The organism is Curtobacterium citreum (genome assembly GCF_006715175.1).
Lineage (GTDB): Bacteria > Actinomycetota > Actinomycetes > Actinomycetales > Microbacteriaceae > Curtobacterium > Curtobacterium citreum.
Genome location: NZ_VFMQ01000001.1, coordinates 1442281 through 1456837 on the forward strand (window position 1 = coordinate 1442281; position 14557 = coordinate 1456837).

The following is a 14557-nucleotide window of genomic DNA, read 5'->3' on the forward strand; positions in this document are numbered from 1 at the left end:
TGTTCCAGGGTGGACGGTTTCCGGGGGTTGAGCCGGCGGAGTGATCCGTCAGGGTTCTTCGGTGGGCCACATGAAGCTGATGCGTTGGTGTCGGTGGGGTGTGGTGCCGATCGTATGTTGAGAACTACACAGTGGACGCGAGCATCTTTGAAATCGCTTGCAATGGTTGGTCGGCCTTCGGGTCTGGCCGGTTGTTGTGAGTGGATTGCAATTTTTAATCTTTGTGGTCAAGTTTCTAAGAGCAAACGGTGGATGCCTTGGCATCTGGAGCCGAAGAAGGACGTAGAAATCTGCGATAAGCCTCGGGGAGCTGATAATCGAGCTGTGAGCCGAGGATTTCCGAATGGGGAAACCCCGCCAGGCGCTTTGTGACCTGGTGACTCCCGCCTGAATATATAGGGCGGGTAGAGGGAACGTGGGGAAGTGAAACATCTCAGTACCCACAGGAAGAGAAAACAACATGTGATTCCGTGAGTAGTGGCGAGCGAAAGCGGATGAGGCTAAACCGATCATGTGTGATAGCCGGCGGGCGTTGCATGGTCGGGGTTGTGGGACACGTCGCTCAGTTCTGCCGGACTGGGGCGGTTACAGCGCATCATAGTCGAACCGGTTTGAAAGCCGGGCCGTAGTGGGTGCCAGCCCCGTAGACGAAATGGTGTTATGGCCGGATGTGTATCCCAAGTAGCACGGGGCCCGAGAAATCCCGTGTGAATCTGTCAGGACCACCTGATAAGCCTAAATACTCCCAGATGACCGATAGCGGACAAGTACCGTGAGGGAAAGGTGAAAAGTACCCCGGGAGGGGAGTGAAATAGTACCTGAAACCGTTTGCTTACAAACCGTCGGAGCCTCCTTGTAGGGGTGACGGCGTGCCTTTTGAAGAATGAGCCTGCGAGTTAGTGATATGTGGCGAGGTTAACCCGTGTGGGGCAGCCGTAGCGAAAGCGAGTCTGAATAGGGCGATACAGTCGCATGTCCTAGACCCGAAGCGAAGTGATCTATCCATGGCCAGGTTGAAGCGACGGTAAGACGTCGTGGAGGACCGAACCCACTTCAGTTGAAAATGGAGGGGATGAGCTGTGGATAGGGGTGAAAGGCCAATCAAACTTCGTGATAGCTGGTTCTCTCCGAAATGCATTTAGGTGCAGCGTTGCGTGTTTCTCGCCGGAGGTAGAGCTACTGGATGGCCGATGGGCCTCAACAGGTTACTGACGTCAGCCAAACTCCGAATGCCGGTGAGTGAGAGCGCAGCAGTGAGACGGTGGGGGATAAGCTTCATCGTCGAGAGGGAAACAACCCAGACTACCAACTAAGGCCCCTAAGCGTGTGCTAAGTGGGAAAGGATGTGGAGTTGCACAGACAACCAGGAGGTTGGCTTAGAAGCAGCCACCCTTGAAAGAGTGCGTAATAGCTCACTGGTCAAGTGATTCCGCGCCGACAATGTAACGGGGCTCAAGCACACCGCCGAAGTTGTAGATTTCGCACACCGATTAGCCTTCGTGGTTCAGTCGTGCGGAGTGGTAGGAGAGCGTCGTGTGGCGAGTGAAGCGGCGGAGTAATCCAGCCGTGGACGCCACACGAGTGAGAATGCAGGCATGAGTAGCGAAAGACGGGTGAGAAACCCGTCCTCCGAAAGACCAAGGGTTCCAGGGCCAGGTTAATCCGCCCTGGGTAAGTCGGGACCTAAGGCGAGGCCGACAGGCGTAGTCGATGGACAACGGGTTGATATTCCCGTACCGGCGAACAACCGCCCAAGCTAATCCAGTGGTGCTAAGAGTCCTAACCCGGGCTTACCGGATCCCTTCGGGGTGATGGTGTCCGGTCTAACGCTCGACCCCATGCTGGTGCGGCTAGCGTATGAACAGGTGTGACGCAGGAAGGTAGCTGAGCCAGGCGATGGTATCCGTAAGGTGAACCTGGTGTAAGGATGTAGGGCTGACGATAGGCAAATCCGTCGTCTGTGTGCCTGAGATCCGACGCGTACCCGTTTTGGGGAAATCAGTGATCCTATGCTGCCGAGAAAAGCATCGACGCGAGGTTGCAGCCGCCCGTACCCGAAACCGACTCAGGTGGTCAGGTAGAGAATACCAAGGAGATCGAGAGAATCGTGGTTAAGGAACTCGGCAAAATGCCCCCGTAACTTCGGGAGAAGGGGGGCCGGACACGTGATACGAACTTGCTTTGTTGAGCGTTGAAGGCCGCAGAGACCAGTGGGAAGCGACTGTTTACTAAAAACACAGGTCCGTGCGAAGTCGCAAGACGATGTATACGGACTGACGCCTGCCCGGTGCTGGAAGGTTAAGAGGAAGGGTTAGCCTTTGGGCGAAGCTCTGAATTTAAGCCCCAGTAAACGGCGGTGGTAACTATAACCATCCTAAGGTAGCGAAATTCCTTGTCGGGTAAGTTCCGACCTGCACGAATGGCGTAACGACTTCCCAGCTGTCTCAACCGCGAACTCGGCGAAATTGCACTACGAGTAAAGATGCTCGTTACGCGCAGCAGGACGGAAAGACCCCGTGACCTTTACTACAGTTTGGTATTGGTGTTCGGAGTGGCTTGTGTAGGATAGGTGGGAGACTGTGAAGCGGGCACGCTAGTGTTCGTGGAGTCATTGTTGAAATACCACTCTGGTCACTTTGGATGTCTAACGTAGGACCCTGATCGGGTTCATGGACAGTGCCTGATGGGTAGTTTAACTGGGGCGGTTGCCTCCCAAAGAGTAACGGAGGCGCCCAAAGGTTCCCTCAACCTGGTTGGCAATCAGGTGGCGAGTGTAAGTGCACAAGGGAGCTTGACTGTGAGACTGACAGGTCGAGCAGGGACGAAAGTCGGGACTAGTGATCCGGCAGTGGCTTGTGGAAGCGCTGTCGCTCAACGGATAAAAGGTACCTCGGGGATAACAGGCTGATCTTGCCCAAGAGTCCATATCGACGGCATGGTTTGGCACCTCGATGTCGGCTCGTCGCATCCTGGGGCTGGAGTAGGTCCCAAGGGTTGGGCTGTTCGCCCATTAAAGCGGTACGCGAGCTGGGTTTAGAACGTCGTGAGACAGTTCGGTCCCTATCCGCTGCGCGCGTTGGAAATTTGAGAAGATCTATCCCTAGTACGAGAGGACCGGGATGGACGAACCTCTGGTGTGTCAGTTGTTCTGCCAAGGGCACCGCTGATTAGCTACGTTCGGACCGGATAACCGCTGAAAGCATCTAAGCGGGAAGCCGTCTTCGAGATGAGATTTCCATGCACCTTGAGTGTGAGAGGCTCCCAGCAGACTACTGGGTTGATAGGCCGGATGTGGAAGCGGGGACTAACGACCCGTGGAGCTGACCGGTACTAATAAGCCGAAGACTTGACAACACACTTTTTACCCACACCATTCGTGGTGTGGGGCTCGCGTCCACTTTGTGGTTCCCGACAGACGATCGGGAACATGAAACTGAACACCGCGCATGCGCGGGACAGCTTTCTTGATCCGATGGGTCAAGTCGAAGGTGTTCCGGTGGTCATAGCGAGAGGGAAACGCCCGGTCACATTCCGAACCCGGAAGCTAAGCCTCTCAGCGCCGATGGTACTGCAAGGGGGACCTTGTGGGAGAGTAGGACGCCGCCGGACTCAACGTTGGTAACACCAGGAAACCCCTGACCATGACTGGTCAGGGGTTCCCTGCGTTTCCGGGCGATCGACACGGCGCCGTCGGCTCGTCGTCGCGGCAGTAAGATCGGCCGACGACGAAGGAGAGCGATGACCGATCAGCTCGTGGTCACGCCGCCGGAGCCGGGAGCAGCGTGGCCGGTGCTCACCGATGCCACACGGGCAGCGCTGCGGCAGATCCTCGTGCACGGTGTGCTGTCACGTGCGGAGATCGCCCGTGCGCTCGGGCTCTCCCGTGCCAGTCTCACCCGGGCTGTCCGCACCCTGCAGGAGCACGGCTTCGTCACCGAGTTCGGCACCGGCGTCCGCGGGGCCACCGGGCGCCCGTCGGAACTCCTGCGCGCGAGCAGCGGGTCGTGGGAGTTCCTCGGCGTGAAGCTCACGCCTGACCGCGTCTACGCCGCCGTCACCGACCTGGGTGGCCGTGTGCTCGCGCTGCACGAGGAGGCCCTGCGGGACACTGCGCCGGGCGCACTGGTGGCCCAGGTGGCCGAGGTCGTGGGCGCACTGCGTGGGGCATCGCCGGCGATCTGCGCCCTGGGCGTCTCGGTACCGGGTGACGTGGTCTCGCGTGGTGGCATCACCGTCGTGGAGGTCTCGCAGTTCCTCGGGTGGCGCGACGTGGCGCTGTCCGGGCTGCTCGAGGAGGCGACCGGGCTCGTGACGTTCACGTCGAACGACGTCGACGCGCTGACCGCGAAGGAACACTGGATCGGGGCCGGTGCCGGCGTCCGGTCCATGGCGCTCGTCACGGTGGGTACGGGTGTCGGGTTCGGCTTGGTCACGAACGGCGAGGTCTCCGAGGGGTCACACGGGCGGTTCGGTCGCGTCGGGCACCTGCCGGTGTACGGCGGCGGCCCCGACTGCGGCGTCGGGCACCACGGGTGCGTGTCGAGCTACCTGCCGAGCTCGATCATCGTCAAGAACGCCGGTGCCGCCGACGACGGCTACGACGAGGTGGTCGAGCGTGCGCGCGACGGCGAACCGCGGGCGCTCCAGGCCTTCCGGGACGCCGGCACGGCCCTCGGCGCGCTGCTGTCATCGGTCGTGACCCTCGTCGACCCGGAGTCGATCGTCCTGACCGGCGACGGGTTGCCCGTCTACGACATCGCGCGGGCCGAGGTGGACGAGGCGTTCCGCCGGGGGCTCCGGCCGTACGACGCCGCCGTGCCGATCGTGGTCCAGCCGTTCGAGTTCTCCGAGTGGGCGCGTGCGGCCGCGGTGCTGGCGATCCGGCGGTCCCTTCGCTACTGAGCGAGCGGCGGAGCGGGCTTAGTTACACAAGTTGACAAACGTCCTCGATGGACGGGATGCTGGTCGTGTCCACCGTCGAAGGAGATGTCGTGACCGCTGCCCGTTCCGTGCCCTGGCCCACCGAGGGACTGTCGTTCGGAGGTGACTTCAGCCCCGAGCAGTGGCCGCGCGAGGTGTGGGACGAGGACGTCCGTCTGATGCGCGAGGCCGGGGTCAACCTGGTCACCGTCGGGGTGTTCTCGTGGGCGCTGCTCGAGCGGTCGCCGGGGGAGTACACCTGGTCGTGGCTCGACGAGGTGCTCGACCTGTTGCACGCGAACGGCATCGCGGTCGACCTCGCGACGCCGACGGCCGCTCCGCCGAACTGGCTGCTCACGGCCCACCCCGAGGTGCTGCCGGTCGACGCCACCGAACGGCGCGAACGCCCCGGGGGCCGGCTCGGTTGGTGCCCTGCCTCGCCGGTGTTCCGTGCGCACGCCCTGCGCATCGTCGACGCGATCGCCGAACGCTACGGCAGACACCCGGCCGTCCGGTTGTGGCACGTCAGCAACGAGCTCGGCGGCGGCAACGCCCGCTGCTTCTGCGAGGTGTCGGCAGCGGACTTCCGGCGCTGGCTCGGTGACCGGTACGGCGACGTCGAGGCGGCGAACGCGGCGTGGGGGACGGCCTTCTGGGGGCACACCTACACGTCGTTCGACGAGGTCTCGCCGCCGCGCGGGGTCGGCGGCGCACCGAACCCGGGACTCGCACTCGACTTCGAGCGGTACTCCTCGGACGCCCTGCTGGCGCACTACACGGCCGAACGCACCGCGATCGAGCGGCACTCGGACGTGCCGGTCACCACGAACTTCATGGTCGGCGCCGGCTCGCACGTGGTCGACTACGCCCGCTGGGCGCAGCACGTCGCCATCCCCGCGAACGACCACTACACGCTCGTCGACGACCCGGACCGGGCCGAGGACCTCGCCGCCTCGGCCGACCGGATGCGCGGCATCGCCCGTGGACGCACGCCGTGGCTGCTCATGGAGCACTCTACCGGCGGTCCGAGCTGGCAGCAGCGCAACCGCGCGAAGGAGCCCGGCGAGCTGGTCCGGAACTCGCTCGCGCACGTCGCACGCGGCTCGGACGGGGCGCTGTTCTTCCAGTGGCGCGCCTCGACCGCGGGTGCCGAGCAGTTCCACTCCGCGATGGTCCCGCACGCCGGCACCCGTACCCGCGTCTGGCGAGAGGTCTGCGCCCTCGGCCGTGCGCTCGAGGCCCTCGCCCCGGTGCAGGGCGCACCTGTCGAACCCGCCCGCGTCGCGATCGTCGTCGATGAGTCGTCGGGTTGGGCACTGCAGGCCGGGCTCAAGCCGCACCGCGGACTGCGCTACGGGCACGAGGTCCGGGCGTGGCACACCGCGTTCTGGCGTCGGCAGGTCACCACGGACGTGGTCCCGCTCGACGCCGACCTGAGCGGGTACGACGTGGTCGTGCTGCCGTCCCTGTTCGTCGTCGACACGGCCTCGGCAGCACGCATCAGCGCCGTGGTCGACCGCGGCGCGACCCTGCTCGTCACCTACGCCTCGGGCATCGTCGACGAGACCGCGCGGGTGCTGACCGGCGGCTACCCGGGTGCCTTCCGGGACGTGCTGGGTGTCTGGGCGGAGGAGTTCGTCCCGTTGCAGCGCGACCAGCACGCGCGGCTCGACGACGGCACGGTCGTCACCGACTGGGCCGAGGACCTGGTGGTCGAGGACGCCGACGTCGTGCTCCGGCACGTCGACGGACCGCTCGCTGGACGGCCGGCGGTCACCCGCCGCGCCGCCGGCGGCGGCGCCTGGTACGTCTCCGCGATGCTCGACCAGGACGGCGTGCAGCGGATCGTGGACCGGGTCGTCGAGGAGCGGGCGGTCCCGCGGACGGTCACCGCGCCTCCCGGCCTGGAGGCGGTGCGTCGCGTCCGCGACGACGGTTCCGGGGTCCTGTTCCTCATCAACCACCGCGACGACGACGTCACGGTCGTCGCGTCCGGCACGGACCTGCTCGACGGCTCCGGGCAGGGCCCGGAGACCGTCGTGCCCGCGGGCGGCGTCCGCGTGCTGCTCGAGGCGGCGACCGCATGACCGTCGTCGAGCGCGACCTCGCCCGGGCCGGGCAGCCGGAGCGGAGCGTGCACGTGCTGCGTGGCGGTGGCGTCGGGCTGGTGGTGGCGTCGCGTCCGGACGGGCTCCCCGAGGTGCTGCACTGGGGGCGGGACACCGGACCGGTGTCGGCGACCGATGCGGGCGACCTCGTCGCGGCGCAGGGGCGGGCGGTGTCACCGAGCGCGTACGACGCCGCGTGGCCGCTGACGCTGCTGCCCACCGAGCACGACGGGTGGGAGGGACGGCCGGGGATCGCCGGGCAGGTCGGTGGACGACCGCTCGTGCCGGTCTGGCACGAGGTCGCCGTCCGCGGGACGGTCAGCGAGCTCGTCGTCGACGCGGTGTCCGACGAGCTGACGCTGTCGATCGTCCTCGTGCTCGACGCCCACGGTGTGCTCCGGGTGCGGCAGTCGGTCACCAACACCGGCGCCGCGGACGTCGAGCTCAGCGCGCTGGAGGCCGTGCTGCCGGTCGGTGACCGGGCTGCCGAGGTGCTCGACCTGGCCGGGAAGTGGACGCGCGAGCGGACGCCCCAGCGGCGGGCGCTGACCGACGGGGTGCACGTGCGCGAGAGTCGTCGCGGCCGCACGGGGCACGACGCCCCGACGCTGACGATCCTCGGCACGGCCGGCTTCGACGACGCGCTCGGTGAACTGTGGGCGGTGCACCCGGCGTGGAGCGCGGACACCGTGCACCGCATCGACCGGTTGGCGGAGGCACGGACCCTGCTCGGCGCAGGGGAACTGTTGCGGTCCGGCGAGGTCGTCCTCCGACCGCAGGACGTGTTCACGGCTCCCGAGACGGTGTTCGTGTGGAGCGACACGGGGCTCGACGGGCTGTCGGCCCGGCTACACGACTCGTTGCGCGCGCGGCCAGGGCACCCGGTCACGTCACGCCCGGTCGTCCTCAACACGTGGGAGGCGGTCTACTACCGGCAGGAGCTGGAACCGCTGCTCGAGCTCGCCCGCGCGGCGGCCGACGTCGGGGCCGAGCGGTTCGTGCTCGACGACGGGTGGTTCACCGGCCGGCGGTCCGACACGACGGCGCTCGGTGACTGGACGGTCGACGCCGAGGTCTGGCCGGACGGGCTCGGCCCGCTCGTCGACGGGGTGCGTGCGCTCGGGATGGACTTCGGGCTCTGGTTCGAGCCGGAGTGCGTCAGCCCGGTCTCCGCGCTGGCCGAGGCGCACCCGGACTGGTTCCTGCAGGACCCCGACCAGGCTCGGACGTGGCGGCACGAGTACACGCTCGACTTCGCGAACCCCGCGGTCCGCGAGCACGTGCTCGACCAGATGTCCGAGGTGATCGAGGAGTACCACGTCGACTTCGTGAAGTGGGACCAGAACCGGGACGTCGTGCAGACCGTGCACGCCGGACGGGTCGGTCTCGGTGCCCACACCCGTGGCGTGTACGCGGTGATGGACGAACTGCGCCGACGACACCCGTGGCTGGAGGTCGAGTCCTGCGCGTCCGGCGGCGCCCGGGTCGACCTCGGCGTGCTCGAACGGACCGACCGGGTGTGGGCCTCGGACTCGAACGACGCGATGGAGCGGCTGGCGATCCAGCGGTGGACCGAGTTGCTGCTGCCGCTCGAGCTGATCGGGTCGCACGTCGGTCCGGAGGTCTCCCACACCACCGATCGGCACCTGGACCTGGACTTCCGGATGGCGGTGTCGCTGTTCGGCAGCGCCGGCATCGAGACCGACGTCACCCGCTGCACGCCCGCCGAACGTGACCGGCTGCGGGAGTGGACCGCGCTGTACAAGCGGGAACGCGGGCTGCTCCACTCCGGGCGGGTGCACCACGTGGACCTCGGCGACGCGGGACTCGTGACGACCGTCGTCGTCGGCGCCGACCAGGACCGTGCGCTCGCGCGGATCGTCCGGACCGAGACCGGACCGCGGGCGCTCGCGGTGCCGCTGCGCTTCCGCGGGCTCGACCGGGCGCGGCGCTACCGGGTGGCACCGGTGACCGGCCTGCGCGTGCCGAAGGGTGTCGACGTCACCCCGACGCCGTGGCTCGAGCGGGGGAGCGTCGAGCTGCCCGGAGCGGTGCTCGAGGACCTCGGGGTGCGCCTGCCGTCGCTCGCGCCCGGCACCGCGCTCGTGCTCGAGGCGCAGGCGGTCTGACGGGACGACGAACGGGGCCGCGCACGAGCGCGGCCCCGTTCGTCGTTCCACGTCAGTGCAGCAGGTCGCCGGCGTGCCGGAGGACGAGCGGCCCGACGAGCGCGTCGGCGTCGATGCCGGCTGCGCGGGTCACGGTGAACACGACGTGCTCGCCGGGCAGTAGGGACACCAGGCCGTCGTCGACCCGGGCGGTCGGCGCGAGCCGGTCCGGGAAGAGCGACAGGTCGCGGACGTAGCCGGTCGCCGTCACCGTGACCCGGGCGCCGTCGTCGGTCCGTTCCACCTCGGTCGTGAACGGTCGACGCCCGAGACGCTGGTCCACCACCTCGGCAAGGTCGTGCACCCGCCGACCGGAGGAGGTGCCGGTGACGACGAGGACCTCGCCGGCCGGGTCCGCCGACCGGGCGACCTCGACCGGCAGCGGCACCCGGACCGCGTCGGCCGGGGCGACCGTCACGGACGTGCTCGTCGACGCGAGGACCGTGCCGTCGAACGACCGCCGTTCGACGACGAGGTCGTCGGTGATCGCACCGGCACCCGCGTTGACGACGACGACCTCGGTCCCGGTGCCGTCCTCCGACGGCTGCACGGTGGCGAGGACCGGCCGGTAGGCCTGCCGCACCGCGTACCAGACCGGCTTCCGGTGCCCGGCGTGGTCGACGAGCGCCCACGAGACCACGGGCCAGTCGTCGTTCAGCTGCCAGACGACCATGCCCGTGTTGTCGGGCGTGCGTGACCGGAACCAGTCCATGCCGAACCGGATCGCGTGCGCCTGGTTCAGCTGCGCCGCCCAGTGCCAGTCCTCGATGCTCCGAGGCTCGGGGATGTGCCCCCGCATGCCGTCGGCGAGCTTCCGGTTGCCCTCGTGCGCCTTCTGGTGCACGAGCATCTCGTGGCCGTCCGGGTCGAGGGGCTCGTCGTGCACGACGGCGCTGAGCGTCGACCAGGCGGGCGGCCCCTGGTACCCGAACTCGGCGACGAACCGGGGGCGCCAGTCCGTGTACGCGGTGTAGTCCTTCGTGTTCCAGACGTCCCAGATGTGCACGGTGCCGTTGCGATCGTCGTTCGGGTGCAGGTACTCGTCGAACGAGAACGGCGACCCGGGCGTGTACGGCCGGGTCGGGTCGAGCTCGGCGACGACCGCGGGCAGCAGGGACCGGTAGTACCCGTTGCCCCAGGTCCGCCCGACGAGCGACGGCCGCCAACCCCACTCCGCGTAGGCGACGAGGTTCTCGTTGTTGCCGTTCCACACGACGAGCGACGGGTGCGGGCTGAGTCGGGTCACGGCCTCGCGGACCTCGGGTTCGACCTCGTCGGCGAGCCAGGGCTCCTCGGCGTAAGCCGCGCAGGCGAACAGGAAGTCCTGCCAGACGAGCACGCCGAGCTCGTCGCAGCGCTCGTAGAAGTCGTCGGACTCGTAGATCCCGCCGCCCCAGACCCGGAGCAGGTTGACGTTCGCGTCGATCGCGTCGTCGATCCGCTCGGCGTACCGCTCGGGGGTCATCTCGGTCAGGTACGCGTGGTCCGGGATCCAGTTCGCGCCGCGCACGATCACGGGCTCGTCGTTCACCCGGAGCAGGAACGGGGCACCGTCGGCGTCGGCGGCGGTGTCGAGCGTGACCGTCCGGAAGCCGACGCGGCCGGTCCAGACGTCGTCGCCGACCTCGACCCGGACGTCGTACAGCGGCTGCTCGCCGTGGCCGCGCGGCCACCAGACCGCGACGTCGGGCAGCTCGAGGCGGACCGCAGCGGACCCGCCGGCGCGACCGCCGGTCACGCGACCAGACCCCGTGACGGACGTGCCGTGTCCGGAGACGGTGACCCGTGCCTCCAGGCCGGTGCTCGCGGAGCCCGTGACCTGCGGGGCGGAGCCGATGTGCTGACGGAACCCGCCGCCGGTGCCGGCGTGCTCGACGTCGACGTGCGCGGTGAGGACGCCGGTGGTGCCGTCCACGTCGACCAGGGGGCGGACGCTCGCGATCCGCACGCCGGTCCACGACTCGATGCCGATCGAGCGCCAGATGCCGCTCGTCGCGACGTCGACGCCCCAGTCCCACCCGAAGTTCGACGCGTTCTTGCGGAGCGCGTTGTAGGGGTGGTGGTTGACGTGGGGGAGTTCGCCGCCGTGCTGCTCCGACAGCCGGACGGCGGCCGGGACCGGTGCGTCCAACGTGACCACCAGCTCGTTGTCGCCCGGTCGCAGGAGGTGCGCCACGGGGAAGCGGTACGAACGGTGCTGGTTCGCGGTCGTGCCGACGACCAGGCCGTTCAGCTCGATCGTGGCGAGGGTGTCGAGCCCCTCGGCCACCAGGTCGTGCCGCGCCACGGTGTCCGTGCCGCCCGGGTGCGCGGCGCGGTCGTCGTCCCAGGTGAAGGTCCGGCGGTAGCGCCACACGGTGTCGCCGATCCACTGGGTCGCCGCCTCGCCGTCCCCGTCGAACGGGTCCGGGATCCGTCCCGCGCGGAGGAGGTCGGTGTGCACGCACCCCGGCACCACCGCCTCCACGGGGGAGCGGAACGGCTCGGACTCCGCCGGTCCGGCCACCGCCTCGAGGGTCCAGGGGCCGTCCAGTGTCATGCGCTCCATCGCGCCTCCTCAGATCGTCGTGCTGGTGCTTGACCGGGTTAGTTTAGCCGTGTAACAATCGCCGTCAACGAACTGGACTGCGACGGAGCAGACCGAGAGGACAACGATGTCAGTACTCAACCGTTCACGGCGGCTCGCCATCGCAGCCGCGGCCATCGTCACCACCGCCGGGCTCGCCCTGACCGGCTGCAGCTCGAGCGGGACCGCGGCGTCGTCCGACTCCGCGAGCACCCTCGTCGCCTACACCGGACAGTCCGGCGACTACCAGATCAACTTCAACCCGTGGTCGCCGTCGAACATCGGCGGCATCGGCACCATCTACGAGAGCCTGTTCTTCATCACGAACGTGAACACGGCGGACCCGAAGCCGCTCCTCGGCAAGAGCTACGAGTGGAACGCCGACGGCACGCAGCTCACCATCGAGCTCCGTGACGGCGTGGAGTGGAGCGACGGCGAGCCCTTCACGGCGAAGGACGTCGTGTTCACGCTCGACATGCTCAAGCAGGACAAGTCGCTCAACTCGATCGGCTACACCGGCACCGCGAAGGCCGAGGGCGACGCGAAGGTCGTCGTGTCGTTCGACGAGCCGTCGTTCGTGCTCGGCCCGAACCTGCTCGGCAAGACCTGGATCGTGCCCGAGCACCTGTGGAAGGGCATCGACCCGGCCACCGACGTCATGCGCGAGCCCGTCGGCACCGGCCCGTACACGCTCGGCAACTTCAAGGCGCAGGCGTTCACCCTCACGGCGAACAAGGACTACTGGGGCGGCGCCCCGGCCGTGAAGACCGTCCGCTACCTGTCGCTCTCCGGCAACACCGCCGGTGCCGACGCGCTCAAGCAGGGCTCGATCGACTGGCAGACCGGCCCCGTGCCGAACATGGACGACATCGCGGGCAACTACCCGGGCTACGACGGCATCACGATCGGGCAGAACCAGATGGCCCTGATCACCTGCGCGAACACCGACCTCGGGTGCTCCGGACCGCAGACCGACCCCGCCGTCCGGCACGCCGTCGCCGACGCGATCAACCGCAAGCAGCTCAACTCGCTGGCGTTCGCGAACACCGCGAGCGACATCTCGCCGACGTTCGCCCTCACCACCACGCAGAAGGACATGATCTCGAAGGACGTGTCGCCGGCCGTGATGCCGAACTCGCCCGACACCGACGCGGCCGCCTCGACGCTCGAGGGCGCCGGGTGGAAGAAGGGCTCGGACGGCATCTACGCCAAGGACGGGCAGAAGCTGTCGTTGACCGTCGAGGTCGTCACCGGCTGGACCGACTACATCACCGCCATCGACACGATGACCCAGCAGCTCAAGGCCGCCGGCATCGAGCTCAAGGCGCAGCAGTCGTCGTGGAACGAGTGGACCGACAAGAAGACCAAGGGCCAGTTCCAGCTCGCGATCGACTCGCTCGGTCAGGGCCCGACGGCGAACCCGTACTACCTGTACAACAACAACCTCGCGACGTCGAACACCGCGAAGGTCGGCGAGGCCGCCGCGACGAACCTGTCCCGCTACAGCAACCCGGACGTCGACGCGGCGCTCGCGAAGCTCAAGGCGATCAACCCCGAGGACAAGGCAGCGACCCAGCCCGAACTCGACACGATCCAGCAGCACCTCGTCGAGGACATGCCGTACATCCCGATCCTGACCGGTGGCACGACGAGCGAGGTGCACACCGCGAAGTTCACCGGCTGGCCGACCCAGGACGACCTGTACGCCTTCCCGGCGATCTGGGCCAGCCCGGACAACGCCGAGGTGTTCAAGGCCCTGAAGCCCGTCAAGGGCTGACGGCGGACCGCGACCGAGGAGCACTCGTATGCAGTACTTCCTGCGCAAGATCGGCTTCTACGTCGTCGCCTTGTGGGCGGCCTTGACGCTGAACTTCATCATCCCCCGGCTCCTGCCCGGGAACCCCGTGGACATCCTGCTCGCCAAGCTCCAGCAGCGCGGCGGACAGATCACCCCGGAGACCAGGGAGGCGTACCAGCTGCTCCTCGGTGGCGACTCCTCGCAGCCGCTCATCGTGCAGTACGGGCAGTACCTCGGCAACGTGTTCCGCGGTGACCTCGGGGTGTCGGTGAGCTACTTCCCGGCACCCGTCACCGAGGTCATCGGGAGCTCGCTGCCGTGGACCATCGCCCTGGTCGGGATCGCCACGGTCCTGGCCGCCGTGATCGGTGTCGCGCTCGGCGCCTTCGTCGGCTGGAAGCCCGGCACCTGGCTCGACTCGTTCGTGCCGGCCACCACGCTGCTCGCCGCGGTGCCCTACTTCTGGCTCGCGCTCATCCTGGTCTACCTGTTCGCCACCGGGCTCCACCTGTTCCCGGCGCAGGGCGGCTACGACGTCGTCCTCGACCCCGGGTTCAACGGCCCGTTCCTCATGTCGGCGCTCGAGTACGGCGTGCTCCCCGCGGCGACGATCGTGCTCGCCTCGCTCGGCGGCTGGCTGCTCGGCATGCGGAACATGATGGTGTCGACGCTGTCCGAGGACTACATCACGACGGCGCTCGCGAAGGGACTGCCGCCGGGCAAGGTGCTCCGCAACTACGCGGCGCGGAACGCCGTGCTGCCCTCGGTCGCCGGGTTCGCGATCTCGCTCGGGTTCATCGTGTCCGGGTCGGTCGTCACCGAACAGGTCTTCTCGTACCCGGGCATCGGCTCGAAGCTCCTGTCGGCGGTCACCAACAACGACTACGCGCTCATGCAGGGCATCTTCCTGTTCATCACCCTCGCCGTGCTCGGCGCGAACCTCGTCGTCGACCTGCTGTACGGGCTCATCGACCCGCGCACCCGGGCCCGGAGCTAG

The 14557-nt window shown here is 67.5% G+C and carries 6 protein-coding genes and 2 rRNA genes; 7 read left to right on the forward strand and 1 reads right to left on the reverse strand.

Translation table 11 applies throughout. The features are described 5' to 3' along the window. The first annotated feature begins 225 nt into the window (after positions 1-225). The 5 genes from FB462_RS06940 to FB462_RS06960 all read left to right on the forward strand — a co-directional run bounded on the left by FB462_RS06940 (position 226) and on the right by FB462_RS06960 (position 9157). Positions 226-3354: ribosomal RNA gene (locus tag FB462_RS06940) — 23S ribosomal RNA — on the forward strand. Positions 3355-3492: 138 nt separating this feature from the next. After that, positions 3493-3609 (forward strand): 5S ribosomal RNA (rrf, locus tag FB462_RS06945). Positions 3610-3738: 129 nt separating this feature from the next. Beyond that, positions 3739-4902: an ROK family transcriptional regulator gene (locus FB462_RS06950; protein ID WP_141860940.1), complete on the forward strand. Its 1164-nt coding sequence runs from the start codon at positions 3739-3741 to the stop codon at positions 4900-4902. An 89-nt stretch (positions 4903-4991) separates the two neighbouring features. After that, complete coding sequence (locus FB462_RS06955) at positions 4992-7007, forward strand: beta-galactosidase (RefSeq protein ID WP_229666983.1); 2016 nt, start codon at positions 4992-4994, stop codon at positions 7005-7007. Further along, positions 7004-9157 (forward strand): alpha-galactosidase, encoded by a 2154-nt coding sequence (locus FB462_RS06960; protein ID WP_141860942.1) that lies wholly within the window; start codon positions 7004-7006, stop codon positions 9155-9157. Before FB462_RS06955 ends, FB462_RS06960 begins: the two co-directional genes overlap by 4 nt. A 52-nt stretch (positions 9158-9209) precedes the next feature. On the opposite strand, the gene FB462_RS06965 is transcribed toward FB462_RS06960, so the two are convergent. Beyond that, a complete protein-coding gene (locus FB462_RS06965) occupies positions 9210-11744 on the reverse strand; it encodes a glycoside hydrolase family 2 protein (RefSeq protein WP_141860944.1) in 2535 nt (844 codons plus the stop codon). A 106-nt stretch (positions 11745-11850) separates the two neighbouring features. Between FB462_RS06965 and FB462_RS06970 the strand changes: the two genes are divergently transcribed. Both FB462_RS06970 and FB462_RS06975 read left to right on the forward strand, forming a co-directional pair. Next, a complete protein-coding gene (locus tag FB462_RS06970) occupies positions 11851-13539 on the forward strand; it encodes an ABC transporter substrate-binding protein (RefSeq protein WP_141860946.1) in 1689 nt (562 codons plus the stop codon). A 28-nt stretch (positions 13540-13567) separates the two neighbouring features. Further along, a complete protein-coding gene (locus FB462_RS06975; RefSeq protein WP_114850769.1) occupies positions 13568-14557 on the forward strand; it encodes an ABC transporter permease in 990 nt (329 codons plus the stop codon).